Annotated in this window: 24 protein-coding genes, 1 tRNA gene, 1 other RNA gene and 1 riboswitch; of the genes, 14 read left to right on the top strand and 12 right to left on the bottom strand. The window is 63.7% G+C overall.

The window, feature by feature from the left end:
• Positions 1–5: 5 nt before the first annotated feature.
• Both egtD and egtB read right to left on the bottom strand, forming a co-directional pair.
• Positions 6–959, bottom strand: a complete 954-nt coding sequence (gene egtD, locus KR52_RS01815) for an L-histidine N(alpha)-methyltransferase (protein WP_038551721.1) — start codon at positions 957–959, stop codon at positions 6–8.
• On the bottom strand, positions 956–2,104 hold the full coding sequence (gene egtB, locus KR52_RS01810; RefSeq protein ID WP_038551718.1) for an ergothioneine biosynthesis protein EgtB: 1,149 nt from the start codon (positions 2,102–2,104) through the stop codon (positions 956–958). Before egtB ends, egtD begins: the two co-directional genes overlap by 4 nt.
• 81 nt (positions 2,105–2,185) lie before the next feature.
• On the opposite strand from egtB, the gene KR52_RS01805 reads away from it, so the two are divergent.
• Positions 2,186–3,961, top strand: coding sequence for a serine/threonine protein kinase (locus tag KR52_RS01805; protein ID WP_051834245.1), 1,776 nt, complete (start codon positions 2,186–2,188; stop codon positions 3,959–3,961).
• Here KR52_RS01805 and smpB read toward each other — a convergent pair.
• Positions 3,955–4,455: an SsrA-binding protein SmpB gene (smpB, locus tag KR52_RS01800; protein WP_038551717.1), complete on the bottom strand. Its 501-nt coding sequence runs from the start codon at positions 4,453–4,455 to the stop codon at positions 3,955–3,957. The two genes, KR52_RS01805 and smpB, sit on opposite strands and share 7 nt — an antisense overlap.
• 50 nt (positions 4,456–4,505) lie before the next feature.
• Here smpB and ruvB point away from each other — a divergent pair, with 50 nt between their 5' ends.
• From ruvB to thiC, 6 genes are all read left to right on the top strand, one after another.
• The gene (gene ruvB, locus KR52_RS01795) at positions 4,506–5,552 is read left to right on the top strand and encodes a Holliday junction branch migration DNA helicase RuvB (RefSeq protein WP_038551714.1); all 1,047 of its coding nucleotides are present in this window, start codon (positions 4,506–4,508) and stop codon (positions 5,550–5,552) included.
• Positions 5,549–6,313, top strand: coding sequence for a tetratricopeptide repeat protein (locus KR52_RS01790; RefSeq protein ID WP_038551712.1), 765 nt, complete (start codon positions 5,549–5,551; stop codon positions 6,311–6,313). The genes ruvB and KR52_RS01790 overlap by 4 nt, the downstream gene beginning before the upstream one ends.
• A gap of 1 nt (position 6,314) precedes the next feature.
• The gene (locus KR52_RS01785) at positions 6,315–7,496 is read left to right on the top strand and encodes an amidohydrolase (RefSeq protein WP_038551710.1); all 1,182 of its coding nucleotides are present in this window, start codon (positions 6,315–6,317) and stop codon (positions 7,494–7,496) included.
• Positions 7,493–7,720: a DUF3188 domain-containing protein gene (locus tag KR52_RS01780; protein WP_038551707.1), complete on the top strand. Its 228-nt coding sequence runs from the start codon at positions 7,493–7,495 to the stop codon at positions 7,718–7,720. The genes KR52_RS01785 and KR52_RS01780 overlap by 4 nt, the downstream gene beginning before the upstream one ends.
• A complete protein-coding gene (locus tag KR52_RS01775) occupies positions 7,717–8,331 on the top strand; it encodes a HEAT repeat domain-containing protein (RefSeq protein ID WP_038551705.1) in 615 nt (204 codons plus the stop codon). The genes KR52_RS01780 and KR52_RS01775 overlap by 4 nt, the downstream gene beginning before the upstream one ends.
• Positions 8,332–8,362: 31 nt before the next feature.
• Positions 8,363–8,469: riboswitch (TPP riboswitch) on the top strand.
• Positions 8,470–8,514: 45 nt separating this feature from the next.
• Positions 8,515–9,918, top strand: coding sequence for a phosphomethylpyrimidine synthase ThiC (gene thiC, locus KR52_RS01770; RefSeq protein ID WP_038556705.1), 1,404 nt, complete (start codon positions 8,515–8,517; stop codon positions 9,916–9,918).
• Between the two features lie 132 nt (positions 9,919–10,050).
• Here the strand turns inward: thiC and tkt are convergent, their stop codons facing one another.
• From tkt to acpP, 3 genes are read right to left on the bottom strand one after another with little or no spacing between them, the layout of a single operon-like run.
• Complete coding sequence (gene tkt, locus KR52_RS01765; RefSeq protein ID WP_038551702.1) at positions 10,051–12,060, bottom strand: transketolase; 2,010 nt, start codon at positions 12,058–12,060, stop codon at positions 10,051–10,053.
• Between the two features lie 53 nt (positions 12,061–12,113).
• A complete protein-coding gene (gene fabF / locus KR52_RS01760; RefSeq protein WP_038551700.1) occupies positions 12,114–13,361 on the bottom strand; it encodes a beta-ketoacyl-ACP synthase II in 1,248 nt (415 codons plus the stop codon).
• An 8-nt stretch (positions 13,362–13,369) separates the two neighbouring features.
• A complete protein-coding gene (gene acpP, locus KR52_RS01755) occupies positions 13,370–13,612 on the bottom strand; it encodes an acyl carrier protein (protein WP_011363161.1) in 243 nt (80 codons plus the stop codon).
• 147 nt (positions 13,613–13,759) lie between these two features.
• Here acpP and psaC point away from each other — a divergent pair, with 147 nt between their 5' ends.
• Together psaC and glmS are read left to right on the top strand one after the other, a co-directional pair.
• Positions 13,760–14,005 carry a photosystem I iron-sulfur center protein PsaC gene (gene psaC / locus KR52_RS01750; protein WP_006850103.1) on the top strand — a complete coding sequence of 82 codons (246 nt, stop codon included), beginning with the start codon at positions 13,760–13,762 and terminating at the stop codon, positions 14,003–14,005.
• A 51-nt stretch (positions 14,006–14,056) separates the two neighbouring features.
• On the top strand, positions 14,057–15,946 hold the full coding sequence (gene glmS, locus KR52_RS01745; RefSeq protein ID WP_038551697.1) for a glutamine--fructose-6-phosphate transaminase (isomerizing): 1,890 nt from the start codon (positions 14,057–14,059) through the stop codon (positions 15,944–15,946).
• Positions 15,947–15,949: 3 nt separating this feature from the next.
• Here glmS and KR52_RS01740 read toward each other — a convergent pair whose 3' ends face one another.
• Entirely contained in the window at positions 15,950–17,410 is a 1,461-nt protein-coding gene (locus tag KR52_RS01740; RefSeq protein ID WP_038556703.1) for a mannose-1-phosphate guanylyltransferase/mannose-6-phosphate isomerase, read from the bottom strand.
• A gap of 76 nt (positions 17,411–17,486) precedes the next feature.
• The gene (gene rimM / locus KR52_RS01735; protein ID WP_038551694.1) at positions 17,487–18,020 is read right to left on the bottom strand and encodes a ribosome maturation factor RimM; all 534 of its coding nucleotides are present in this window, start codon (positions 18,018–18,020) and stop codon (positions 17,487–17,489) included.
• Between the two features lie 55 nt (positions 18,021–18,075).
• On the opposite strand from rimM, the gene KR52_RS01730 reads away from it, so the two are divergent.
• Entirely contained in the window at positions 18,076–18,261 is a 186-nt protein-coding gene (locus KR52_RS01730) for an NAD(P)H dehydrogenase subunit NdhS (RefSeq protein WP_038551692.1), read from the top strand.
• A gap of 4 nt (positions 18,262–18,265) precedes the next feature.
• Positions 18,266–19,093 carry an ion transporter gene (locus KR52_RS01725; protein WP_038551689.1) on the top strand — a complete coding sequence of 276 codons (828 nt, stop codon included), beginning with the start codon at positions 18,266–18,268 and terminating at the stop codon, positions 19,091–19,093.
• Here KR52_RS01725 and rnc read toward each other — a convergent pair.
• Entirely contained in the window at positions 19,051–19,776 is a 726-nt protein-coding gene (gene rnc / locus KR52_RS01720; protein ID WP_038556701.1) for a ribonuclease III, read from the bottom strand. The genes KR52_RS01725 and rnc overlap by 43 nt on opposite strands.
• A 27-nt stretch (positions 19,777–19,803) precedes the next feature.
• Positions 19,804–20,194: RNase P RNA component class A (rnpB, locus tag KR52_RS13380), an RNA gene on the bottom strand.
• A gap of 38 nt (positions 20,195–20,232) precedes the next feature.
• On the opposite strand from rnpB, the gene KR52_RS01715 reads away from it, so the two are divergent.
• The 3 genes from KR52_RS01715 (at position 20,233) to KR52_RS01705 (ending at position 21,228) form a co-directional block, all read left to right on the top strand.
• Positions 20,233–20,306 (top strand) — tRNA-Arg (locus tag KR52_RS01715).
• A 93-nt stretch (positions 20,307–20,399) separates the two neighbouring features.
• Positions 20,400–20,726 (top strand): hypothetical protein, encoded by a 327-nt coding sequence (locus tag KR52_RS01710; protein WP_038551688.1) that lies wholly within the window; start codon positions 20,400–20,402, stop codon positions 20,724–20,726.
• Positions 20,727–20,763: 37 nt separating this feature from the next.
• Positions 20,764–21,228: a hypothetical protein gene (locus tag KR52_RS01705; protein ID WP_038551686.1), complete on the top strand. Its 465-nt coding sequence runs from the start codon at positions 20,764–20,766 to the stop codon at positions 21,226–21,228.
• On the opposite strand, the gene KR52_RS01700 is transcribed toward KR52_RS01705, so the two are convergent.
• Positions 21,211–22,287, bottom strand: a complete 1,077-nt coding sequence (locus KR52_RS01700; RefSeq protein WP_038551683.1) for an acetate/propionate family kinase — start codon at positions 22,285–22,287, stop codon at positions 21,211–21,213. The two genes, KR52_RS01705 and KR52_RS01700, sit on opposite strands and share 18 nt — an antisense overlap.
• Positions 22,287–24,809 carry a glycogen/starch/alpha-glucan phosphorylase gene (locus KR52_RS01695; protein ID WP_038556699.1) on the bottom strand — a complete coding sequence of 841 codons (2,523 nt, stop codon included), beginning with the start codon at positions 24,807–24,809 and terminating at the stop codon, positions 22,287–22,289. The genes KR52_RS01700 and KR52_RS01695 overlap by 1 nt, the downstream gene beginning before the upstream one ends.
• Between the last annotated feature and the right edge of the window lie 3 nt (positions 24,810–24,812).

The following is a 24,812-nucleotide window of genomic DNA, read 5'->3' as shown; positions in this document are numbered from 1 at the left end:
TGATTTCAGTCTGCCGGTAGAAGCAGATGCAGAGCGATCTGCTGATGCAGATCTTCCCAGCGGCGCTCGATCCGCCAGCCGGCTCGGGCCGCAAGGGCGGCCGCGGCCTCCGGCGAATATTTGACGCTGTGTTCGGTGATCCAGGCCTCGCCGTTGCGGAAGAACCAGGCCTCTCCGCCGAGGTGAACGGTCTGATCGCGTGTGCTCACCAGAGCCATTTCGATCCGCTGTTCCTGCGGTTGCCAGCGGGCCCGATAGCGGAACTGCCTGGGATCGGCATCGCCTTGGAGGTCGCGGTTAAGTCGTCGCAGCAGGTTGCTGGCGAAGGCAGCGGACACGCCGGCGGCATCGTCGTAGGCGGCTTCCATCAAGGCCGGATCGCGGGGTTGATCCAACCCCAGCAACAGTGGACCTCCGGCGAGCAGCTGTCGGGCATTGCGGAGGAAGTCCACAGCCTCGTTCGGTGTGAAGTTGCCAAGGGAGCTGCCGGGAAAAAATCCAATACGCCGTTGGCCCTGCAGGGCGGGATGTTGAGGCAGCTGCTCCAGGCGGGTGTGGTCACAGCAGATGCCCACCATGGTGGTGTTGGGGTGCCTCGTGGCGAGACCGGAGAGGGCCTCCTCCAGCGCGCTGAGGCTGATGTCCAACGCGGCGAAGACGCCGCTGCCGAGGGCCGTGAGCAGCGGATCCACCTTGCGGGCATTGCCGATGCCGAACTCCACCACCAGTCCGGGGCCGGTGACGGCTGCGATGGCGTCAGCGTGTTGCTCCAGCAGCGTGATCTCACGATTGGTGAGGGTGTACTCCGGCTGTCGGCAGATCTCGGAGAACAGCCGTGATCCTTCGGCGTCGTACAGCATCCAGGCCGGCAGTTGCCGAGGGTTGCGCTGCAATCCGTCCTGCACCAGGCGCTGCAGATCTGCTTGGGGCGGGTGCAGGTCGATCAGGGTGATGCTCATCGGGCCAGACGGATGCCAGCGGCCATCCAGCGGCTGTCCGGTGGGAAGAAATTGCGGTAACTGTTGCGTTCGTGGCCAGGAGGGGTGAGCCAGCTGCTGCCCCGCAGCACCATCTGAGAACTCATGAATTTGCCGTTGTATTCGCCGATTGCTCCCTCAACCGGACGAAAACCGGGATAGGGGCTGTAAGCACTGGAGGTCCATTGCCACAACGCCCGATGGGCATGCTGCATGGACGTGCGATGCAGGTCTCCAGCGTGCTCCCATTCCTCTTCTGTGGGAAGACGGGCTCCGCTCCAGCGGGCAAAGGCATCCGCCTCGAACCAGCTCAGATGCCGGACCGGTGCCTTGGGGTCGCGGCGGCGGCGGCCCGCCAGGGTGAATTCGTCATTGTCCCCCCGCCAGTAGCGCGGCGCCTGCCATTGGCGCCCTTGCACCAGTGCCCAGCCTTCACTCATCCACAGCTCGGGGCGCCGGTAGCCGCCGTCGTCGATGAAAGCAGCGAAGGCGGCGTTGCTTACCAGGGTGCTGTTCAGTTCAAACGGCTCCAGCCACACCCGATGCCGCGGCGCCTCGTTGTCGAAGTGAAACCCATCACCCCGGTGGCCGATCTCCGTCAGACCGCCGGGGCAGGGGAGCCATTGGTCAGGCTCCATTTGGAGGGTCAATTCGCTCTCTGGGTTGTAGGCCGGTTCCAGAGGCTGGCGGTGGAAGCCATCCAGGAGATCCATCAGCAGCAGTTCCTGGTGCTGCTGTTCGTGCTGCAGCCCCAGCTCCACCAGGGTGATCACGCCCTTGGGTGGATCCTGCAGCAGTACCTCCAGCCCGGCATCCACCCGATGGCGCCAGGCCAGCACTGCGCCGATGGGCGGACGGCTGAGCAGGCCCCGCTGCGGGCGGGGATGACGGGCCCCGAGGGCCTCGTAGTAAGAGTTGAACTGAAAACTCCAGCGGGGATCGCAGACCTGGTGCCCCGGGGCGTGGGGCTGGAGCACGAACGTCTCAAAGAACCAGGTGGTGTGGCCCAGGTGCCATTTGGGGGGGCTGGCATCTGCCATCCCCTGGAGCATCAGGTCCTCCGGTTCCAGCGGTGCGATCAGGGCTTCGCTGCGGCGCCGCACCGCCAGCAGAGTGTCCAGCAGCACGGTCTCCGCACATTCTCCAGCGGACCTTAGGGGGCACTCCAGACCATCGGTACCATCAGCCCATCGACGCGGCTGAGTCCCTTGAGCGGTTCCGGCACGGTGCTGGTGGAGCGCTACCACTTACAGGAGCGCCTGAGCGGTCCTGATCTGCTGCAGGGCTCCCTCTGGCGTGCTGTGGATGAGATGGGCGGTGATCTGCCGGTGGCCATTCGCCAAGTGGAGAGCTCGGCAGCCCAGCAGCGACTTCGGGCGGTCTGGCCACAGTTGCAGTCTCTGTTGCATCCCCAGTTGCCCCGCTGTGGCGAGTTCCTGGAGCTGGATGGGGTGCTCTGGCTCGTGCGCGATTGGCAGGACGGTGTCGCTTACGACGTGCTGCTGCGGCAGAAGCGATTCGGTGCTGGTGAGGTGCTGTTGCTGCTGCGCCAGATCCTCCCGGTGCTGGCGGTTTTGCATGGCAGTGGACTGGTGCATGGAGATGTGAATCTCCGCCATCTGCTGCGTCGTCGCAGCGATGGTCTGCCTGTGCTGCTGGATGGTGGCCGAGTGCAGAGGCAAGGTGTTCCATCGGCGGATGCTCCCTGGGGAGATCTTCACGACCTTGGGGTCACTGCTTTGGGGTTGCTCAGCGGGACGGCAGAGGTGGACGAGAGCTGGCCGTCGCATCTGGCGCTGGAGGGGGGATTTCGCGAGGTGTTGGAGCGCCTGATCGCAACGGCACCGGAGCGCCGCTTCAGCCAGGCCTCCGAGGTGCTGAAGGCCCTTGAAACGGTTGTGTTGCCTGCGGCAATGACTGATCCCAACCGGCCGAAGCCCAACGCGCCGCCGCGAACCAGCCGGGCGCTGGCCCGAGAGCAAGGGGTGGAGGGCCGGATCGGGCCTGTGGTGATTGCGCTGGCCCTGTCGGCCCTGGTGGGTTCTGCCATTGGTTGGTTTCTGCTCCCGCGCACCTCCACTCCAGCCAGACCTCCCCGCGTTAGCAGGGATGGGGGGGCTCCGGATGTCCGCTTGCCGCCGGCGGAGTTGGATCAACGCCAGCGGCTGTTCAGCCGGTTGCGGGCGCTCCAGGTGGATCGCGGCTGGTTCCTCAAGCTTGTGGATGCCAGCGTGCTGAGCCGTTTCCCCGAGCACGCTGGCGGCCTCCCCTCGGAATCCCTGGAGGATGCGCCGCTGCGAAGGGTCTGGAGCGAGTTGGCGGAGGAGTGGCTGGCTCGGATTGAGCAGTTGCCTCCTGCGATCCGAGCCCGGTTGGGCCGCTTACGCAATGGGGACTGGGAGCAGCCGCGGCAGGCGCTGCAGCAGCAGGCCGTTCATCCGCAGGTGGTGGAGCACCTTGTGAGTGCCGCTGCTCAGGATCTCCTGCCGGGGGCCATGCAGGGGCGGAAACCCGCCGAACCCTTCCAACAGCTCTGGATTGCAGCGGCGATGCAAAGCCTCGATGACGTGGAGATTGTGCGGCTCGCGGCGCGTCCCCTGGAACCCACCAACACGTCGTTGCGCATTCCTGCCGGTGGCGCCCGCCTGGTGTTGGTGCAGGTGCCGGCCGGTGATGGCGTGTCCCTGGGGATCAACGGCACACCGCTGATGCAGATGATGGTGTTCGGCGCTGAAGGACAGGTGGTGCAGGAGCGTGGCCCTCTGCGGGTCGTGCGAATTGCGGCGGAAGCGGGCTCACCGCTGCAGGTGCTGATCACCAACGATGGAGTCTCTTCCGCTCTGTTCACCCTGTCCTGCCGCGCCGATCGTCCCCGTGTTCCCTTGCCGGATGTGGACCTGGATCCGCTACCTGATTCGGCCACCGGGGAGTTCGTCAGCCCAGAGGGGCTGAATCAGGAAGCGCTGAATCAGAACAATCAGTAGCGAGCCATCGCCGCCTTCAAATCCTTTTTGGATTGCTTTTCTTTTTCGGCAGCGCGCTTGTCGTGCAACTTGCGCCCTTTGCCCAGGCCGATGGTGAGCTTGATCCAGGATCCTTTGAGATGAATGTTGAGGGGGATCAGCGTCAGGCCTTTTTGATCCACCAAACCGCGCAGTTTGTCGATTTCACGGCGATGGGCCAGCAGTTTTCGGGTGCGCAGCGGGTCGTGGTTGAAATAGCTGCCCGCATGGGTATGAGGGGAGATGTGCACGTTGTGCAATTGCAGTTCCCCATTGCGGATCAGGCAGAAGCCATCGCGCAGGTTGGCTTTGCCATTGCGGATTGACTTCACCTCGGTTCCCACCAGCTCGATGCCGGTTTCGAGGGTTTCGAGGATCTCGTATTGATGACGGGCCTGACGGTTGTCCGCCAGCAGCCGATTGGCGGCGGCCCTTGCGGCAGCTGCGGCTGCTTTTTTCGCTCCTCCCTTGGCCATGGCTGTGGCTGCGTCTTCCGACCCTATCCAGGTCTGGGTACCCTGCCTCCATGGCGATTGTCTCCTCCAGCTCCGGTCGCAAGCCACCACGCCGCCCTGAAGCGCTGGTGGATCCCCAGTCGGCCCCTGAGGAGGTGGTGAGTCGGCCGGACGACAAGCTGCGGCCTCAGCGTCTGGACGATTACATCGGTCAAAGCGAGCTGAAGCAGGTGCTGGGCATTGCGGTGCAAGCGGCTCTTGGCCGCGGCGATGCCCTTGATCACGTGCTGCTGTATGGCCCGCCGGGCCTCGGAAAAACCACCATGGCCATGGTGCTGGCCGAGGAGATGGGGGTCCAGTGCAAGGTCACCAGTGCACCGGCCCTGGAACGCCCGCGCGACATCGTCGGCTTGTTGGTCAACCTTCAGCCCCGCGACCTGCTGTTCATTGATGAGATTCACCGCCTGAGTCGGGTGGCGGAGGAGCTGCTCTATCCGGCGATGGAAGACCGTCGCCTCGATCTCACTGTGGGCAAGGGCAGCACGGCGCGGACCCGCTCCCTTGACTTGCCGCCGTTCACCTTGGTGGGGGCCACCACCCGCGCCGGATCGCTGAGTTCACCACTGCGGGATCGCTTCGGTCTGATTCAGAGGTTGGAGTTTTACGGCCAGAACGATCTGGAAGCGATTGTGTCGCGCACCGCAGGGTTGATTGGGGTGACCCTCACGCAGCAGGCCCGCAGCAGCATTGCGGCCTCCTGCCGCGGGACGCCACGGATTGCCAACCGGTTATTGCGCCGGGTACGGGATGTGGCCAGCGTGCGTCGAGGTAGCGGTGGAACCATTGATCAGGCCCTGGTGGGAGAGGCCCTGAGCCTGCATCGGGTCGACCATCGAGGCCTCGATGCCAGCGATCGGCGCTTTCTGCAGCTGCTGATTGAGCACCACGGTGGAGGACCGGTGGGCCTGGAGACTCTGGCGGCGGCCCTCGGCGATGACCCCGTCACCCTGGAGACCGTGGTGGAACCATTTCTGTTGCAGCAGGGATTGCTGATGCGCACTCCCCGCGGTCGGATGGTCACGGATGCGGCCCGCAGCCATCTGGCGGAGGCGGCATGAACCGCTGCCTGGTTCTGTGTCTAAGTCTGTTGCTGGCGCTACCGGTGCAGGCCCTGGATCTTCAAGGTCTTTACGAGCAGGCCCTGTCGGCGAGCCGTCAGGGGGATTTCGTGGAGGCGCTTCCTCTCTGGGACCGCTTTTTGGAACTGGCCCCTGAGGATGCTGCCGCGTTGAGCAACCGCGGCAATGTGCGTCTTGCCCTCGGGGATGCTTCCGGGGCCATTGACGACCAGACCGCCTCGATCGTGCTGGCACCGGAGGAGAGCGATCCGCGCTTGAACCGGGGCACGGCGGAGGAGGCGCTTCAGGACTGGTCCTCGGCAGCGGACGACTATCTCTGGATCCTGGAGCGGGATTCGCAGGATGCCTCAGCCCTCTACAACCTGGCCAACGTGCGTGGCTCCCAGGGGGATTGGCCGGAGGCCCGTGAGCTGTACGGGCAGGCTGCCCTTGCCCGCCCCGGCTTTGCCATGGCCCGCTCCAGCGAGGCCCTGGCGGCCTGGCAGGCGGGAGATCTGGAGTGGGCGGAGGCGGAATTGCGCAAGCTGATCCGCCGCTACCCCTTGTTTGCTGATGCCCGGGCGGCCCTCAGTGGCTTGCTCTGGCGCAAAGGATCCAGTGGTGAGGCTGAAAGCCACTGGGCCGCGGCGGCGGGGTTGGACCAGCGCTACCGCCAGGCCGACTGGTTGCAGCAGGTGCGCCGCTGGCCGCCGCAACCAACGGCAGATCTGATGGCGTTCCTGGCCCTGGAGGCGTCTTGAGATGACCCAAGCCCAGGCGATCTCGGATCGACTCAGTCATCAGCTGCCTGAGCTGCTCGAGCTGCGCCGGCATCTGCATGCCCACCCTGAACTCAGTGGTGAAGAACACCAGACGGCTGCTCTGGTGGCGGGCGAGTTGCGTCAGTTGGGTTGGCGTGTGCGTGAAGGGGTCGGCCGCACCGGAGTGGTGGCTGAACTAGGCCCCGATGATGGCCCCACGGTGGGCCTGAGGGTGGACATGGATGCCTTGCCGGTGGAGGAGCGCACCGGTTTGCCCTATGCCTCCACCCGCCAGGGCCTGATGCATGCCTGCGGCCATGACCTGCACACCTGCACGGGCCTTGGGGTGGCGCGGTTGCTGGCCCAGGAGCCGCGTTTGGCGGCCCGGGTGCGCTTGCTGTTTCAACCCGCCGAAGAGTTGGCCCAGGGGGCGGTGTGGATGCGGGACGCGGGGGCGGTGGAGGGCCTCGATGCGTTGTTTGGCATCCATGTTGTGCCGAACCTGCCAGTGGGCACGGTGGGGATCCGTCGGGGTTGTCTCACGGCGGCGGCCGGTGAGCTGGAGATCCGGGTGCAGGGGGAGGGCGGTCATGGTGCCCGTCCCCATCAGTCGGTGGACGCTGTCTGGTTGGCGGCGCGGGTGATCACAGAGCTTCAGCAGACCATCGCCCGTCGCTTGGATGCCTTGCAGCCGGTGGTGATCAGTTTCGGCAAGGTAGAGGGGGGCCGGGCTTTCAACGTGATTGCCGATCAGGTGCGTTTGCTGGGGACGGTGCGTTGTCTGGATCTGCAGCAGCACGCTCAGCTGCCAACCTGGATTGATGAGACGGTGCAGGGAATCTGTGCCAGCGGTGGCGGCACCGCCGTCGTGAACTACCGCTGCATCGCGCCGCCCGTGCACAACGATCAGCAGCTCACGGATCTGCTTGAGCGGTGCGCAGTGGACTGTCTGGGCCGCGACAAGGTGTTGCCCGTGGAGCAACCCTCCCTAGGTGCCGAAGACTTTGCTGAGCTGCTTCGGGATGTGCCGGGAATGATGGTGCGCTTGGGGGTGGCTGGGCCCGATGGGTGTGCGCCGCTGCATAACGGCGCCTTCGCGTTGGAGGAAGACGCCCTTGGCGTGGGCATTGCCGTGCTGACGGCCACCCTGCTGGATTGGATGGCGGAGAACACCTCGGCATGAACCAACGTCGCGCGGTGATCTGGGTTTCCCTAGGCGCACCGTTCCTAATCGTGCTCGCATTGTTGGCCACAAACCAGCGAGAGGGCAAGGACAGGGTGCAGGTGCTGCCCGCCATATTGGTGGGATCGGGTCTGATCATCAGCAGCGCTCTCGGTCGGCAGCGCCGCCGCGCCAGGCTGTTGGCCGATCTTCAACGGGCGCGCGCACCCGGCAGCAACCCATGAGCGACACCGATCCGCAACGTCCTGATCTCGAAGCGGTGCGCCAGGCCATTGCCAGTGGGGATCCAGTTCAGGCAATGCCGGCGATCACCCAGCTGCGCCATTGCTCTGACGCTGAGGCGGTGCCGTTGCTGGTGCTGGGCACGGAGCAGAAGCCCTTTCTGGTGCGCTCCCTGAGTTGCAGCGGCCTGGGCTACAAGCGTACTGAGCAGGGCTGGACCGTCCTGAGTGATTTGATCACTTCCGATGCAGACCCCAATGTGCGGGCCGAGGCAGCCAATGCTCTGGCCAGCTACGGGGTCGAGCGGGCCTGGCCCTTGCTGCGGTCGGCCTTTGAAGCCGATGAGGCCTGGCTGGTGCGTTGCAGCATCCTGTCTGCCTTGGCGGAACAGCCGGAGATCGATCTCACCTGGCTGCTGGAGCTGGCCACCATGGCCATCGCTGATGCCGATGCCATTGTCCGGGTGAGTGGGGCAGAAATCCTGAGTCGGATTGTTCGGGAGGGTGGCGCCGATCCCATCGCGGTGCAGGCCAGAGGCCTGCTGCAATCCCTGCAGCAGGACAGCGATCACCGGGTGGTGGCTGCGGTGCTCAATGGGTTGCAAGCCAGCTGAACGGGCCTTTGAGCAATGCTTGCTAGCGTTCAAAGATCACTAGGGGTGTCTGGGTTTCACCATGAACCCAGACTGAGATCACACCCTCCGAACCTGATTCCGGGTCATGCCGGCGCAGGGAAGTGCTTGAGCGTGATCCACGGCCAAACGTCGACCCCTGGGCTGTCCGTCGCACTTCAGATCATGCGCGCTTCCTGGGTTGAGTCCCGTAAGGGTCAGGCCAACGTCTCTCAGATGCACTACGCCCGTCAGGGCGTGGTGACCGAAGAAATGGCCCATGTGGCGAAGCGGGAGAACCTGCCCGAATCGCTGGTGATGGAAGAGGTGGCCCGGGGGCGGATGATCATCCCGGCCAACATCAACCACACCAATCTGGAGCCGATGGCGATCGGCATCGCCAGCAAATGCAAGGTGAACGCCAACATCGGCGCTTCCCCGAATGCATCTGATGCTGCCGAGGAGGTGAAGAAACTGAAGCTGGCGGTGAAATACGGCGCCGACACCGTGATGGATCTCTCCACCGGCGGCGTCAATCTCGACGAGGTGCGCACCGCGATCATCGGTGCATCCCCTGTGCCGATCGGCACCGTGCCTGTTTACCAAGCTCTTGAGAGCGTCCACGGATCGATCGAAAAGCTGGATGAGGACGATTTCCTCCACATCATCGAGAAGCACTGTCAGCAGGGTGTCGACTACCAGACCATCCACGCTGGACTGCTGATTGAGCACCTTCCCAAGGTGAAGGGCCGCATCACCGGCATCGTTAGCCGCGGCGGCGGCATCCTGGCTCAATGGATGTTGTATCACCATCGTCAGAACCCGCTCTATACGCGGTTCGACGACATTTGCGAGATCTTCAAGCGCTACGACTGCACCTTCTCTCTCGGTGACTCGCTGCGCCCCGGTTGCCAGCACGATGCGTCGGATGCTGCCCAACTGGCCGAATTGCACACCCTCGGCGAACTGACCCGTCGCGCCTGGAAGCACGACGTGCAAGTGATGGTGGAGGGTCCCGGCCACGTTCCCCTCGATCAAATCGAGTTCAACGTGAAAAAGCAGATGGAGGAGTGCAGCGAAGCACCCTTCTATGTGCTCGGCCCGCTGGTCACCGACATTGCTCCCGGTTACGACCACATCACCTCGGCCATCGGCGCGGCCATGGCCGGTTGGCACGGCACCGCGATGCTCTGTTACGTGACACCGAAGGAGCACCTCGGTCTCCCCAACGCTGAGGATGTGCGCGAAGGCCTGATCGCTTACAAGATCGCTGCCCATGCGGCAGACATCGCCCGTCATCGCCCCGGTGCCCGTGACCGTGACGACGAGCTCAGCCGTGCCCGCTACAACTTCGACTGGAACAAGCAGTTTGAGCTGTCCTTGGATCCTGAGCGGGCCAAGGAATATCACGATGAAACCCTGCCGGCTGACATCTACAAGCAGGCGGAGTTCTGCTCCATGTGTGGACCGAAGCACTGCCCGATGCAGACCAAGATCACTGATGAAGATCTCGAAGGTCTTGAAAAGGTGCTTGAAGGCAACACCGGCGCCGCAGAGCTGACGCCGGTCAAACTCGACAAAGCTGATTGATCGTCTGCTTGCAATCAGATGTTGGCCCGGCGTCCGTTAGGTCGTCGGGTTTTTTGTGTCATGCCCTTGCTTGATGGCATAAAAAAAGCCCCCTGGCTCGGCAGGGGGTCTTTTGTTGACGTGTTCTGGCGATCAGCCGAGCAGAGCCTTGGCCTTGGCCACCACGTTCTCCACCGTGAAGCCGAATTCCTTGAGGCAGGTGCCGCCGGGGGCGGAAGCGCCAAAGCGGTTCATGGTGACACTGTCGCCATCGAGGCCGATGAAACGGTGCCAGCCGAAGGATTCAGCGGCTTCCACCACCATGCGCTTGCGCACGGCGTTGGGGAGCACCTCTTCCTTGTAGGCGTCGGTCTGTTCGTCGAACAGCTCCACGCAGGGCATGGAGACCACGCGCACCTTCTTGCCTTCGGCGGTGAGCTGCTTGGCGGCTTGGACGCAGAGGTCAAGTTCGGTGCCGGTGCCGATCAGGATCAGATCGGGAGTTCCAGCGCAGTCTTCGAGCACGTAACCGCCCAGGGCCACCTTGTCGATCGAGGAGTTGGCCTGGTTGGCCATGCCCTGACGGCTGAGGCAGAGGGAGCTGGGGCGCTTGCGGTTCTGGATAGCCACCTTGTAAGCACCGCTGGTCTCGTTACCGTCGCCAGGACGGAACACCAGCATGTTCGGCATCGCCCGCAGGGAGGGGATGGTTTCGATCGGCTGGTGGGTGGGGCCGTCTTCGCCGACACCGATGGAGTCGTGGGTGAGCACGTAGATCACACCCAGTTCACTCAGGGCTGACAGGCGCATCGAGCCGCGCATGTAGTCGGCGAACACCAGGAAGGTGCCGCCGTAGGGGATCAAGCCGCTGTTGTGATAAGCGATGCCGTTGAGGATGGCGGCCATGGCGTGCTCGCGCACACCGAAGTGCAGGTAGCGCTTCTCAGGGCTGCTGGCCTGATAGGAGCCGGTTTCACCCTTGATGTCCGTGTAGTTGGAGTGGGTGAGGTCAGCGGAGCCGCCGATCAGTTCGGGCAGGTTGGGGCCCAGTGCGCCCAGGCAGATCTGGGAGTGCTTGCGGGTGGCCAGGCCACCGTCTTCGGGGGTGTAGGTGGGCAGGTCCTTGTCCCAGCCCTCGGGCAGTTCACCGCGCAGCATCCGTTCGAACTCGGCGGCTTCGCTGGGGTACTTGGTGCGGTAAGCGGCCAGGGTCTGGTTCCACTCGGCCTCGAGGCTGGCGCCGCGGTCGATGGCCTGGCGGAACTGGTCGTAGGCGTCCTGGGGAATCTCGAAGGGGGCGTAGTCCCAACCCAGCTGCTGACGGGTCAGGGCTGCTTCCTCTTCACCCAGAGCAGCACCGTGCACACCAGCTGTGTCAGCCTTGTTTGGGGAGCCGTAGCCGATGGTGGTCGTCACCTTGATGATCGATGGCTTGTCGGTGACTGCTTTGGCAGCTTCGATCGCCTTGGCGATGGCATCCACATCAGTGTTGCCTTCGGCCACGTGCTGCACGTGCCAGCCGTAGGCCTCGTAGCGCTTCAACACGTCCTCGGTGAAGGACACATCGGTGCGGCCGTCGATGGTGATGCTGTTGTCGTCGTACAGGGCGATCAGCTTGCCCAGCTTCAGGTGACCAGCCAGGGAGGCAGCTTCGGAGGACACACCCTCCTGATTGCAGCCGTCGCCCATGACCACGTAGGTGTAGTGATCTACCACGGTGGCGTCGGCCTTGTTGAACTTGGCCGCCAGGTGGGATTCCGCGATGGCCAGGCCCACGGCGTTGGAGATGCCGGCACCCAGAGGGCCGGTGGTCACTTCAACGCCAGGGGTTTCGAAGGTTTCGGGGTGGCCAGGGGTTTTGGAGCCCCACTGGCGGAACTGTTTGATGTCCTCAATGGTGACTGAGTCGTAGCCGGTGAGGTGCAGCAGGGCGTAGAGGAGCATGCAGCCGTGACCAGCCGACAGCACGAAGCGGTCGCGGTTGAACCACTTGGGGTTCTTGGGGTTGTGCTTGAGGAACTTGTCCCAAAGGGCGTAACCCATGGGTGCGCAGCCCATCGGCAGGCCGGGGTGGCCGCTGTTGGACTTGTTGATGGCGTCTACAGCCAGCATCCGAATGCTGTTGATGCAGAGCGTGTCGAGTGACGCGGGCGCAGCGACCATGGTGTTAAGAGGGAAAGTTGGAGCGATTTTGACGCACGGCGTGAGCGGAAAGCTCAGCTGGCGCGTTTGAAAGCCAGGCAGACGTTGTGGCCGCCGAAGCCAAAGGAGTTCGACAAGACGGTTCCCAGTGTCTGGTCCCGCGCCTCGTTCGGCACGACATCCAGATCACAGTCCGGATCTGGCGTGGTGTGGTTGATCGTGGGGGGCACGACGCCGTGTTGCAGCGCCAGCACGCAGGCCACGGCCTCGATGCCACCAGAACCGCCCAGCAGGTGACCGGTCATCGATTTGGTGGAGCTCACCGGAATCTGCAGCGCACGTTCACCCAGGGCACTTTTGATGGCCGAGGTTTCGTTTTTGTCGTTCGCAGGGGTGCTGGTGCCGTGGGCGTTGACGTAATCGATCTCGGACGGATCAATCCCACCATCGGCCAGGGCGAGGCGCATCGCTTCGGCACCACCGACCCCACCCGGCGTGGGGGAGGTGATGTGGTGTGCGTCGCAGGTCATGCCGTAGCCCACCACTTCGCCAAGGATCGTGGCGCCACGGGCCTGGGCGTGCTCGAGGGTTTCGAGCACCAGCACGCCGGCCCCTTCACCGATCACAAAGCCATCGCGATCTTTGTCGAACGGACGGCTGGCCTTAGCCGGGTCGTCGTTACGGAAAGACAGGGCCTTGGCGCTGGCGAACGCTGCCACACCCAGGGGAGTGATGCAGGACTCGGCCCCACCACACACCATTGCGTCGGCCTTGCCCAGTTGCAGGATTCGAAACGCATCGCCAACAGCATTGGAGCCGGCGGCGCAGGCAGTGGCGACGGCTGAGCTGGGGCCCTTGGTGCCAAGGGCGATGGCCGCCAGCCCCGTGGCCATGTTGGGAATCATCATCGGCACCGTGAACGGGCTCACCCGCCCAGGACCACGGCCCTCAAGCACATGGGCCTGCGTTTCCATCATCAACAGGCCGCCAACGCCGGAGCCGATGATCGTGCCGATCCGATCTGCGTTCGAATCGCTGATCTCAAGCCCGGCATGGGCCACAGCCTGTTTGGCTGCCACCACACCGAATTTGCAGAATCGATCCCAACGCTTGGCTTCCTTCGGTTCGATGAAACCGGAGGGATCAAAATCCTTCACCTCGGCTCCAAAGCGACAGGCGTGCTCGGATGCATCGAACAGGGTGATGGCTTCGACTCCGTTGCTGCCGGAGATGAGGCCGTTCCAGTAATCCTGAACCGTGTTGCCGATCGGTGTAACCGCGCCGAGGCCTGTGATGACGACGCGATGGAGACCATCCACCATTGCGATGCTCAGGCCTGCTTGTCTTCGATGTATTTGACGGCGTCGCCGACGGTGGTGATGCCTTCAGCTGCTTCGTCGGGGATTTCGATGTCGAAGGCTTCTTCCAAAGCCATCACGAGTTCCACAGTGTCCAGGGAATCAGCGCCCAGATCGTTCTGGAAGTTGGATTCCGGCTTCACTTCGCCAGAGTCAACACTCAGTTGCTCGGCGACGATCGAACGCACCTTTTCGAGAATCGCTTCCTGGGACATAGCCGTGGCAACGGGACGCTGCATCTTACGGGCACGCCCTCTGCGGCCTTCTCGCCAAGGACTGGGCCGTTAACAACGGTGACGGCCTGGCCATGGACCGGCGAAGGACGGGTACGTTTGCCGCAAGCCTTCGCATGCATCGGGCACATGTCCCACGCCGTCAAGATCTACGACACCTGCATCGGCTGCACCCAATGTGTGCGTGCCTGCCCTCTCGACGTGCTTGAGATGGTGCCCTGGGACGGTTGCAAGGCCGGCCAGATTGCGTCCTCGCCTCGCACCGAAGACTGTGTTGGCTGCAAGCGCTGCGAAACCGCCTGCCCCACCGACTTCCTCAGCATCCGCGTCTATCTCGGCGACGAGACCACTCGCTCCATGGGTCTGGCTTACTGATCCCAGTTTCATCCCATAAGCTCGGCCCGGCTGAAGCCGGGCCTTTTTTGTATGTGCGGAATCGTTGCCCTGGTGGGCTCCAGAGAAGCGGCGCCCCAGCTCCTGGAGGGTCTTCGGCAGCTGGAATACCGCGGTTACGACTCCGCTGGGATTGCGACGGTCGCCGCTGAGGGGCAGCTGACCTGCCTGCGGGCCAAGGGCAAACTGCGCAACCTCACCGCCTGTCTTGAGGCCAAAGGCGCGCCCGGGCAATGCGGCATCGGCCACACCCGCTGGGCCACCCATGGCAAGCCGGAAGAGCGCAATGCCCACCCGCACCGCAGCAGCGACGGCGCGGTGGCGGTGGTGCAGAACGGAATCATTGAGAATCACCGGGCTCTGCGGGAGCAGCTGGAGGCGACAGGGGTGGTGTTCCAGTCGGAGACCGACACCGAAGTGATCCCTCACCTCCTGGCCGAGGAACTGCAGCAACTGCAGGCCGGGGGTGGAACCCCTGGTGGTGGCTTGTTGCTGGCGGCCCTGCAGCAGGTGCTGCCCAAGTTGCAAGGGGCCTACGCCCTGGCGGTGATCTGGGATCAGGCGCCTGGGGCATTGGTGGTGGCCCGTAAGGCGGCACCGCTGCTAATTGGCCTGGGCGAAGGGGAATTTCTCTGTGCCAGCGACACGCCGGCTCTGGCGGGGTTCACCCGCACGATCCTGCCGATGGAAGACGGCGAAGTGGCCTTGCTCTCACCCCTGGGGGTGGAGCTCTACGACGCCTCAGGGGCGCGTCAACAACGGATGCCCACCCAGCTCACCGGTGTGGACCACGTGGCGGACAAGCGCGAGTTCCGTCACTTCATGCTCAAGGAAATCCATGAGCAACCGGAGACCGCAGAGCTGTGGGTGGCGCGCCATATGCCCCAGGGCTTGCCGGCGGAGCAGCCGGTGGCGCTGCCGATGGAGGATGCCTTCTATGCCGGGGTTGAGCGAATCCAGATTCTGGCTTGCGGCACCAGCCGCCACGCCGCCATGGTGGGTGCCTATCTGCTGGAGCAGTTCGCCGGACTTCCCACATCGGTGCATTACGCCAGTGAATTCCGCTACGCGCCGCCGCCGCTGGCTCCCCACACCCTCACCATTGGGGTGACCCAGTCCGGTGAAACGGCTGACACCCTGGCGGCCCTGGCGATGGAGGCCGAGAGGCGCCACGCCCATGGAGATCCGGCCTTTGCTCCCCGTCAGCTGGGGGTGACCAACCGTCCGGAAAGCTCCCTGTCACGTCAGGTCTCCCACATCCTCGATATTGGCGCCGGTATCGAGGTGGGTGTGGCTGCCACCAAGACCTTCCTGGGCCAGCTGTTGGCCTTCTACGGGCTGGCGATGGCGTTTGCGGCCCGTCGTGGTGCTCGTTCCGCCGCTGAGATCAACGCTTTGGCAGATGAACTTCGCGGCCTGCCCCAGCAGTTGCGTCAGCTGGTGGAGCTCCACGATCAGCGCTCTGAATCCCTGGCCCATCGCTTTGCCGACACCCAGGATGTGATTTTCCTGGGTCGGGGAATTAATTATCCGATCGCTCTTGAAGGGGCATTGAAACTCAAGGAAATCAGCTACATCCACGCCGAGGGTTACCCGGCCGGCGAGATGAAGCATGGTCCGATCGCCCTGCTTGATTCGCGCGTGCCGGTGGTGTCGATCGCCGTTCCCGGTGTGGTGTTCGAGAAGGTGCTCAGCAATGCGCAGGAAGCCAAGGCCCGCGATGCTCAGTTGATCGGTGTGGCGCCGCAGGGGCCCGACACTGATCTATTTGATGAATTGCTGCCGGTGCCCGCCGTGAGTGAGTGGATCAGCCCCCTGCTCACCGTGGTGCCAATGCAGTTGCTGAGCTACCACATCGCCGCCCATCGCGGCCTGGATGTGGATCAACCCCGCAATCTCGCCAAGAGCGTCACGGTGGAGTGAGCTTCAACTGGCGTTGATTTTGAGATCACTGCGGCCGTAGCGGTCCTGGAAGCGCACGATGTCGTCTTCGCCGAGGTAAGTGCCGCTCTGGATCTCGATCAGTTCCACCGGGATCCGGCCAGGGTTGGATAGGCGGTGTTTGCAACCCAGGGGGATGTAGGTGCTCTGGTTTTCCCCCACCAGCTGCTCTTCGCCATCGCGTTCCACGAGGGCTGTGCCCTTGACCACAACCCAGTGCTCGGCGCGGTGGTGGTGCATCTGCAGCGAAAGGCTGGCGCCGGGTTTCACCGAGATCCGTTTCACCTGCCAGCGGCTGTCTTCCACCACGCCCGTGTAGGAGCCCCAGGGGCGATAGATCTTGCGGTGGGCCTTGCCCTCCGGTCGTCCTTCCTCTTCAAGCTGCTTCACCACGGTCTTGATCTCCTGGGCCTTGGTGCGATCCGCAATCAACACGGCGTCGTCGGTTTCCACCACCACCAGGTTTTCGACCCCAAGACCCACCACCAGGCGGTGTTCGCTGCGCAGATAGCAGTCGCGGCTGCCTTCGGCGATCACGTGGCCCTGCAGCACATTCCCCTGGGAATCGCGCTGCTCCGAAGTTTCCCAGAGGGCACTCCAGCTGCCGACGTCGCTCCAGCCCGCATCCAGCGGCAGCACACTGCCCAGCTCTGTTTTCTCCATCACCGCCACATCAATGGCCACGTTGGGGCATTTGGCGAAGGCCTCCCGCTCCAGCCGATGGAATTCCAGGTCGGCCGTGTCCTGCTCGAGAGCCGCCCGGCAGCAGCTCACCACCTCCGGGGACAGCCGCTCCAGTTCCGCCAGCATGGCGCTGGCGCGGAACAGGAACATGCCGCTGTTCCAGGTGAAGCGGCCAGTGGCCAGGAACTGCTCTGCCGTGGCCTGGTCGGGCTTCTCCACAAAGCGCTTGATCGGCACATGGGCCGGTCCTCCGAGGGAGAACGGTTCGCTGGCCTCGATGTAGCCATAGCCGGTTTCAGGGGCCGTCGGCACGATGCCAAAGGTCACCAGACGACCCTCCTCGGCGGGCCCGCGCCCGGCATCGATGGCTTGGCGGAATTCGGCGGCATTGCGGATCAGGTGATCCGCCGCCAGCACCAGCAGCAGGGGGTCCTCGCCATTGGCGGTGGCCTGAAGTGCGGCCACCGTTACGGCCGGGGCAGTGTTGCGGCCCATCGGCTCCAGCAGGATCGCGTTCGGTTCGACCCCGATCTGCCGCATCTGTTCGGCCACGATGAAGCGGTGGTCTTCGTTGCAGATCAGCAGAGGAGCCGCCAGAGCCTCCAGCCCATGGAGTCGTTGCTGGGTTTGTTGCAGCAACGTGGCGTCCCCGTCACCACTCAGAGGCCAGTACTGCTTGGGATAACTCGCCCGAGAGAGTGGCCACAGCCGTGTGCCGGTGCCTCCGCAGAGAATCACGGGAATCAGCGGTGTGGCAGCCATCATTTGCTGAAAGCGGTGACCCAGGTTCGCTTGCCTTCTGGGCTTCTGTCGATGGCCAGGAGGCATTGGATCCCCGTCAGAGCTCCAGAAGGCCCGGCGGCGGGGTGAGCAGCAGCCAGCCGCCGTCGAGCTGAACCTCTGGCACGATCGCCTCCACGAAGGGGATCAGCAGCTTGCGGCCGTCCGCTGTGGTCACTTCCAGCAGGTCGTTGCCGCCGCTGATCAGGTCGCTCACCGTTCCGATGGCGGGGCCGTCGGCTGTGAGCCGTGCCTGCAGCCCGACCAGATCGAGCAGGTGAAATTCCCCTTCCGCGAGCTCGGGGCGATCGTCCGCCGACACCAGCAGCTCCTGCCCCACCAGGGCTTCGGCGGCGCTGCGGTTGTCGATCCCCTCAAACCGCACCACAAACAGAGACTTCCCCGGGAGTTGCCGGCCTTTCTTGAGCTGGATCTCCCTGGGCGCACCCCCCTTGCTGCTTCGCAGCCACCGGGGCCCCGGTGCCGTGAAGCGCTCCGGGAAATCACTGGCGGGGTTCACCCGCAGTTCCCCCTGGAGTCCCTGGACTCCCACAACCTTGCCAACGCTGAGCCAGCCGTTGCTCTCCGCCATGCCATCAGCGTCACACTCTGCCGATAATGGCTCCAGACCCGTCCGCGACTGAGCCATGGCGTCAGCACCCGCTCCGATCCTTCCCGGCTCCACCGTGACCGTGGCCGATGCCACCTCGATTTACAACGGTTACATCGGCTTCGTGCAGCGGATCAGCGGCGACCGTGCGGCTGTTCTGTTCGAAGGCGGCAACTGGGACAAGTTGGTGACCCTGCGTTTGAAGGACCTTCAGCCGGCTTAGGGCAATGCACGGGGATCGCAGCCTGCGTCAACGCCTGCAGGCCACCGTGCTTGAAGCCAGTACCCCGGCGGGAAGGGCGTACAACGTCGTCATTTTCGGGGCGATTCTCCTGAGTGTTCTGGCGCTGCTGGTGGAGCCCGATCCCTTGGGCCATTCAGCCTTGCGCCAGACGAATGTGCCCTGGATCGATCTAGTGCAGGACGTCTGCCTGGCGGTGTTTGCGGCGGATTTTGTCCTGCACCTGACCTTGGTGGAGAAGCCCCGTCGCTACCTGTTCAGCTTCACCGGATTGATCGACGCCTCGGCGGTGTTGTTCTTCTTTGTGCCTCAGGTGCGTAGCGAACTGTTGCTCTGGGTGTTCAAGTTCGGCCGCATCCTGCGGGTGTTCAAGCTGCTGAAGTTCATCGATGAGGCCCGCGTGCTGGGGCAGGCTCTGCGGGGCAGTGCCCGCACCATCGGCGTTTTTCTGTTCTTTGTCTTTCTGCTGCAGGTGGTGCTGGGCTACAGCATCTTTGTGATCGAAAGCGCTCGGCCCGACTCGCAGTTTCAGACCGTGGCGAGCGGCGTGTACTGGGCGATTGTGACCATGACCACGGTGGGATACGGCGACGTGGTGCCGCAGACGGAGCTGGGGCGGTTGCTGGCTTCGGTGGTGATGCTCCTGGGTTTCGGGATCATCGCCATCCCCACGGGAATTCTGACGGTGTCTGGGGTGCGGCATCACCACCAACGGGGTACGGAGCTGGCCTGCAGCAGCTGCGGGCGTCAGGGGCATCGCCGGGATGCCCGTCACTGCGATGCCTGCGGCGCATCGTTGCCCTCCAGGGCCTGAAGGGCAACAGCGGCGGCGTTCTGCTCGGCCTCCTTGCGGGAACGCCCCTTGGCCTCCGCCAGCTCCCGTTCCTGGACGCTGACACGGCAGCAGAAGCGCTCGGGGTCGCCGTGCTGGCGGTTGCATTCTTCTGTGGCGTAGTGGGGGAGTCCCAGCCCCTGGCCCTGGCTCCACTCCTGCAGGGATGTTTTGCCGTTGAACTGGTTGGGGGTGGCCAGCACCGCTTGGGCCGTGGCGCACCAGTGGGGGGTGAGCCAGCGGTGAATGGCCTGCAGGTCGCCAAGGGCGGTGTACAACGCACCGATGAGAGCTTCGGTGGCATCGGCCCGCAGCCTGGATTGGGCGGAACGGTCACCCTGGGCGTGTCGCCCCAGCAGCAGATGCTGTTCGATGGCAAGGGCTGCACCCAGGTCCGCCAGCCACCGGTCGCTGACCAGCTGGGCCCGCAGGTTGGAGCAGGCTCCTACTGCGAGATCGCTGTGGTGGCGATCAATGAATTCGGTGGCGGCGAGCCGCAGCACCGCATCTCCGAGGAACTCCAGCCGTTCCAGATTGCGGGCCCGGCCGCTCGACACGTGGGTGAGGGCCTGATCCACCTGAATCAGCAGCTTCGGTTCGATCGGAATCCCAGCGTCGAGGCGCTGGATCAGGTCGGTGAGCTCGGCGGCGCGGGATGGATCCACAGGCACTCCTGAGCAACGCTGAAAGGGGGTTGAAAGCAGGACATAAGCCGGGTTCTGTTCACGCCCCACAGAGGTTGGTCTGCAGAGGGTGGGTGGCTATCTATCTGGGACCGCCGTTACCGACGGCCTCAAGCGGCGCGTTCAAGCGGAACGGGGCCAATGGCCAGCCGTCGTTCCTTGGCCTTGCTCCCAGCCGGGGTTTACCGAGCCAGCACCTCTCGATGCTGCTGGTGCGCTCTTACCGCACCTTTGCACCCTTGCCTGTGCCGGTGAACCGGCCATCGGCGGTGTGTTTCTGTGGCACTCTCCTCACGGTCACCCGCACTGGGCGTTACCCAGCAAGCCTGGCCATCAGGGAGCCCGGACTTTCCTCAGCCGACACTCAAAGAGTTCGGCCGCAACCACCTCGCCTGCTTTCAGATCTCATCATGCCTCGTGGGCATAATTCAGAGGTCTGGGGCTGTAGCTCAGCTGGATAGAGCGACGGTTTCCTAAACCGTAGGTCGTGGGTTCGAGTCCCGCCAGCCCCGTGAAAATTGCTGAAGAAGTGATCAACGCTACATCTGGTGGGGTGGGCAGATCGCGTACCACCGCTAGGGTTGCTTGAACCGGGTGCGGGTGCCATGACCCAGCTACACGATCTCCGTCTGCGTCTGTTGGTGCAGCAGGAGAGTGAGCGGATTGCGGAGTCTCAGCCCACAGACCTGGATCTCTCGGTGGTGCAGGCCCGCTGCCTCTGCTGGCTGGCGTTGTTGGCGGAAGCCCATGAGGATCAGGCCAGTGATGCTGAACGTCGCAGCGACACGGAACAGGCCATGGGATGGTTTGCCGATTCGATGCGGCTGCGCGACGTCATCGGTGTGGTGTCGTCCATTGAGATCCCTCTGCCTGCTACGGCTGGTGAGGATGGCCCTCAGCCTGAGGAAGATCTGGGACCCCAGGCTGCCTGATCGGTGGCATAGTGGACTATGACCGCGATGGACGACATTGCCGGAAGAGCCCTGCCAATGCCCGGATTGCCAACGGTTTTACCGGGAGCATGACCGGCTTATCCGGGAATCTCCCTCGCTTCGTCAGCAGCAGGAGCTCAACTGGGCGGCACTCCAGTCGTTTCGAACCCTTTCTGGTCGGGTTCTCGAGGATCTGCAGAAGCAGCACGGCTCCCGCAAGAGCGCCGACGCAACTGCCAAGCCAGCAGCGGCAGGAGCCCAGGTTTCCGAGGAATCCGGTGACGCTCTCCAGCAGGCCATCGCCGACCTGGAGAACATCAATGCCCATCTGTTTTCGATTGAGGCCTTGATGGAACGCGTGTTTGATGTGCGCGTCCCTGAGGAGATCGAGCAGAAGTTTCGTGAACTGGCCGGTGAGCTTGCTCCTGACCCGTTGAACCTCGATCGTCTCCGGCTCAACCGTCTCCTGCACCAGACGCCTGACTTACCGGATCGCAGCTGAACCAACAGCCGTGTTGTGGCTCGAGCAGAGTCGGGCAATCATTCCCTCTTCATCCGCGGGGACGACGATCAGCTCCACTCTCCCCCACCATCGGATCGCTTCCCGCAGCTCCTGCTGGAGCTCTTTGTCGTATTCGCCGATCCCTCCCGTCAGGGCCAGGACATCCACCCCACGCAGGCTGGCGGCCATGGCACCAAGCAACTGGATCAGGCGGTGACGAAACACGCCAAGGGCCTGGATCGCACCGTTGTGGCCGGTCGCAGCTGCAGCCCGGATCTCCTGCATGTCGCCGCTGAGGCCTGACAGCCCCTTCAGGCCCGACTCCTTTTGCAGGGTGTTGGCCAAAGCGTCAGCGTCGTATCCCTCACGCATCAGTTCCAGCAGCAGGCCGGGATCAACCGAGCCGGAGCGTGTGGCCATCACCAGCCCCTCAAGGGGGGTAAAGCCCATGGTGGTGTCGATGCAGATCCCGCCTTTGATGGCGGCCAGGGAGGCTCCCGCCCCCAGGTGAGCACTGATGAGTCGAAGGCTGGTGGGGTCCCGGCCCTGCTGCTGCCATTGCTTGGCCACGGACTCGGCCACATGCTGGTGGTTGATGCCGTGGAAGCCATAGCGGCGGAACCCCTGGGCCCGGAACGGCATGGGAATGGCATAGGTGCTGGCCTCCGCCGGCAGGCTGCTGTGAAACGCCGTGTCGAAGCAGGCCCACTGCGGGCACTCCGGTGCCCTTTGCCGTGCCCAGGCCAGGCCCTTCAAGGCCGGTGTGTTGTGCAGGGGGGCCAGAGGGATGAGTTCTCTGAGCAGGCACTCCACCTCCTGTGTGATCAGCGTCGGTGCGGTGAAGCGCTCCCCGCCGTGGACGATGCGATGGCCGATGCGCTCCAACCGCTGTTGATGGGGCGCGATCGCCGGGGTCAGCCAGCTGTCGAGCACCTCCTCCAGGACGTCCTCCCTTGCCAGGCTGCGACTGCCATGCCAAGAAAAAGCCCCGGTGGAGTCCACCAGGGCCGCCTTGACGCTTGAACTGCCCAGATTGATTACCAGGCAGAGGTCGCCCATCAGTGCACGTCGCAGGTGATCTCCACGTTGAGTGGGTCGACGGCCCAGATGTTGTTGCAGTACTCGCTGATGGATCGGTCGGAGGAAAAGAACCCGGTGCGGGCCGTGTTCAGCAGCGACATTCGGTTCCAGTGCATCCTGTCGCTCCAGGCGCGATTCACCGCATCCTGGGCCCGGAGGTAATCGGCGTAGTCGGCCATCACATAGAAGGGGTCGTTGCCGGTGAGGTTGTCGAGCAGAGGACGGAACAGTTCGCCGTCGCCGTTGCTGAAGTGCCCCATCTCGATCAGGCGCAGGGCTTCCTGCAGTTCCGGAAGTGCGGCAATCACATCGCCCGGGCGATAGCCGCTCTTCTTGAGGGCCGTGATCTCCTCCACGGTCTTGCCGAACAGGAAGAAGTTCTCGCTTCCCACCAGCTCGCGAATCTCAACGTTGGCCCCATCGAGGGTGCCGACCGTGAGGGCGCCATTCATGGCGAACTTCATGTTGCCGGTGCCGGAGGCTTCCTTGCCGGCGGTGGAGATCTGTTCGGAGAGATCGGAGGCGGGATACACCTGCTCCCCCAGCTTCACGTTGTAATCCGGCAGAAACACCACCCGCAGCAGACCATCCATGTCGGGGTCGGCGTTGATGGTGTCGGCAATGCCGTTGATGAAGCGGATGATCAGCTTCGCCATGTAGTAGCCGGGCGCAGCCTTGCCGCCGAAGATCACGGTGCGAGGCGCCATGCCCTCGGTCTGTCCGTTCTTGATCCGCAGGTACTGGGTGATCACCTGCAGGGCGTTGAGGTGCTGACGCTTGTACTCGTGGATGCGTTTCACCTGCACGTCGAACAGGCTGGCCGGATCCACCAGCACGCCGGTGTTGCGGTGGATGTAGGTGGCCAGCTTGCGCTTCACCGACAGCTTGGTGTTGCCCCACAGCTCAAGGAAACCCTGGTCATTTTGCTGGTCTTCCAGCTTGCGCAGCGTCTCCATGTTGGAGATCCAGTCCGGCCCCACATGCTCATCGAGCAGGGCGGACATCTCGGGGTTGGCCAGGGCCACCCAGCGGCGGGGCGTGACGCCGTTGGTCACGTTGGTGAACTTCTCTGGCCAGAGTGCCGCGAACTCAGGCAGCAGATCGGTTTTCACCAGATCGGAATGCAGCGCTGCCACCCCATTGACATGGTGAGCACCGATCGTGGCCAGGTGGGCCATGCGCACGGCTTTGCTGCCCTCTTCATCGATGATCGAGAGCTTGCGCTGGATGGCATCATTGCCGGGGTAGCGCAGTCTCACCTGCTGCAGGAAGCGCCGATTAATCTCGTAAATCAGCTCGAGATGGCGGGGCAGCAGGCTGCTGAACAGGTTGAGATCCCACTTCTCCAGCGCCTCGGGCAGCAGCGTGTGGTTGGTGTAGGCCACGGAGCGTGACGTGATGTCCCAGGCCCTGTCCCACTCGAGATGTCGATCGTCGATCAGCAGGCGCATCAGCTCGGCCACGGCGATGGCCGGGTGGGTGTCGTTGAGCTGAACCGTCCAGTAATTGGGGAAGTCCTCGACGGCCAATCCACGGTTGTCGAGGCTGCGCAGCATGTCCTGAAGTGAGCAGCTGACGAAGAAGTGCTGCTGCTTCAGGCGAAGACGCCGGCCTTCGTCGGTACCGTCGTTGGGATACAGCACCTTGGAGAGCGTTTCGCTGCCTACTTTTTCCTCAACGGCGCCGTAGTAATCGCCGATGTTGAAGGCATAGAAGTCGAAACTTTCGGTGGCATCGGCACGCCAGAGCCGCAGCCGGTCGCAGATGTTGACCCGATAGCCCAGCACCGGCACGTCGTGGGGAATGCCGATGGCATGTTCGGCCGGGATCCAGCGGGAGCGGTAGTTGCCCTTGTCGTCGATGTAGCTCTCGGTACGGCCACCGAAGCCCACGAAGCAGGCCTCATCAGGCTGGGGCAGTTCCCAGGGCCAGCCGCCCTTGAGCCACTTGTCGGTGACCTCCACCTGCCAGCCATCGCGGATCAGCTGGTTGAAGATGCCGAACTCGTAGCGGATGCCATAGCCGGTGGCCGGGATCTTCAGGCTGGCCAGCGACTCCAGATAACAAGCTGCCAGACGGCCGAGACCACCGTTGCCAAGGCCCGGTTCCTCTTCCACATCCAGGATCTGCTGCAGCGATTCAATGCCGAAATTTTTGAGCGCGTCCTCGGCCTCTTTCTGGATTCCCAGGTTCAGCAGGTTGCTGTTGAGCTGCGGTCCGATCAGAAATTCCGCCGACAGATAGGCCACTGATTTCTGAGGGTGCGCCCGCATCGCCTCGGTGGTGGCGAGGTATCGCATCATCAATCGATCGCGCACCGCATAGCTCAGGGCCATGTACAGGTCATGGCGGCTGGCGGTGGGGGCGAGTTTGCCGAGCGTGAAGAAGAGGTGCTCGGTCATGCCGTCGAACACGCTTTTGGCATCGAGGCCGGCGCGCTCCGGGTCGTTGTGACACCCGGGGGTCGGTAGACGCAGATCGAGGGGTTTGGAGGTGGTCATGGC

The sequence above is a fragment of the Synechococcus sp. KORDI-52 genome (assembly GCF_000737595.1).
In the GTDB taxonomy this organism is placed as follows: domain Bacteria; phylum Cyanobacteriota; class Cyanobacteriia; order PCC-6307; family Cyanobiaceae; genus Parasynechococcus.
Note: the sequence above shows the minus strand (reverse complement) of the source record. Positions and strands in the feature narration are given on the sequence as shown.

What these genes read in the sequence shown, in the direction of transcription:
- psaC (WP_006850103.1), top strand. Translation starts at nt 13,760, where the DNA reads ATGTCCCACGCCGTCAAGATCTACGACACCTGCATCGGCTGCACCCAA.
- KR52_RS01785 (WP_038551710.1), top strand. Translation starts at nt 6,315, where the DNA reads ATGACCCAAGCCCAGGCGATCTCGGATCGACTCAGTCATCAGCTGCCT.
- KR52_RS01740 (WP_038556703.1), bottom strand. Translation starts at nt 17,410, where the DNA reads ATGGCTGCCACACCGCTGATTCCCGTGATTCTCTGCGGAGGCACCGGC.
- KR52_RS01695 (WP_038556699.1), bottom strand. Translation starts at nt 24,809, where the DNA reads ATGACCACCTCCAAACCCCTCGATCTGCGTCTACCGACCCCCGGGTGT.
- tkt (WP_038551702.1), bottom strand. Translation starts at nt 12,060, where the DNA reads ATGGTCGCTGCGCCCGCGTCACTCGACACGCTCTGCATCAACAGCATT.
- KR52_RS01790 (WP_038551712.1), top strand. Translation starts at nt 5,549, where the DNA reads ATGAACCGCTGCCTGGTTCTGTGTCTAAGTCTGTTGCTGGCGCTACCG.
- KR52_RS01725 (WP_038551689.1), top strand. Translation starts at nt 18,266, where the DNA reads ATGCACGGGGATCGCAGCCTGCGTCAACGCCTGCAGGCCACCGTGCTT.
- thiC (WP_038556705.1), top strand. Translation starts at nt 8,515, where the DNA reads ATGCGCGCTTCCTGGGTTGAGTCCCGTAAGGGTCAGGCCAACGTCTCT.
- acpP (WP_011363161.1), bottom strand. Translation starts at nt 13,612, where the DNA reads ATGTCCCAGGAAGCGATTCTCGAAAAGGTGCGTTCGATCGTCGCCGAG.
- ruvB (WP_038551714.1), top strand. Translation starts at nt 4,506, where the DNA reads ATGGCGATTGTCTCCTCCAGCTCCGGTCGCAAGCCACCACGCCGCCCT.
- KR52_RS01710 (WP_038551688.1), top strand. Translation starts at nt 20,400, where the DNA reads ATGACCCAGCTACACGATCTCCGTCTGCGTCTGTTGGTGCAGCAGGAG.
- fabF (WP_038551700.1), bottom strand. Translation starts at nt 13,361, where the DNA reads ATGGTGGATGGTCTCCATCGCGTCGTCATCACAGGCCTCGGCGCGGTT.
- glmS (WP_038551697.1), top strand. Translation starts at nt 14,057, where the DNA reads ATGTGCGGAATCGTTGCCCTGGTGGGCTCCAGAGAAGCGGCGCCCCAG.
- rimM (WP_038551694.1), bottom strand. Translation starts at nt 18,020, where the DNA reads ATGGCGGAGAGCAACGGCTGGCTCAGCGTTGGCAAGGTTGTGGGAGTC.
- KR52_RS01775 (WP_038551705.1), top strand. Translation starts at nt 7,717, where the DNA reads ATGAGCGACACCGATCCGCAACGTCCTGATCTCGAAGCGGTGCGCCAG.
- KR52_RS01730 (WP_038551692.1), top strand. Translation starts at nt 18,076, where the DNA reads ATGGCGTCAGCACCCGCTCCGATCCTTCCCGGCTCCACCGTGACCGTG.
- KR52_RS01780 (WP_038551707.1), top strand. Translation starts at nt 7,493, where the DNA reads ATGAACCAACGTCGCGCGGTGATCTGGGTTTCCCTAGGCGCACCGTTC.
- KR52_RS01700 (WP_038551683.1), bottom strand. Translation starts at nt 22,287, where the DNA reads ATGGGCGACCTCTGCCTGGTAATCAATCTGGGCAGTTCAAGCGTCAAG.
- egtD (WP_038551721.1), bottom strand. Translation starts at nt 959, where the DNA reads ATGAGCATCACCCTGATCGACCTGCACCCGCCCCAAGCAGATCTGCAG.
- smpB (WP_038551717.1), bottom strand. Translation starts at nt 4,455, where the DNA reads ATGGCCAAGGGAGGAGCGAAAAAAGCAGCCGCAGCTGCCGCAAGGGCC.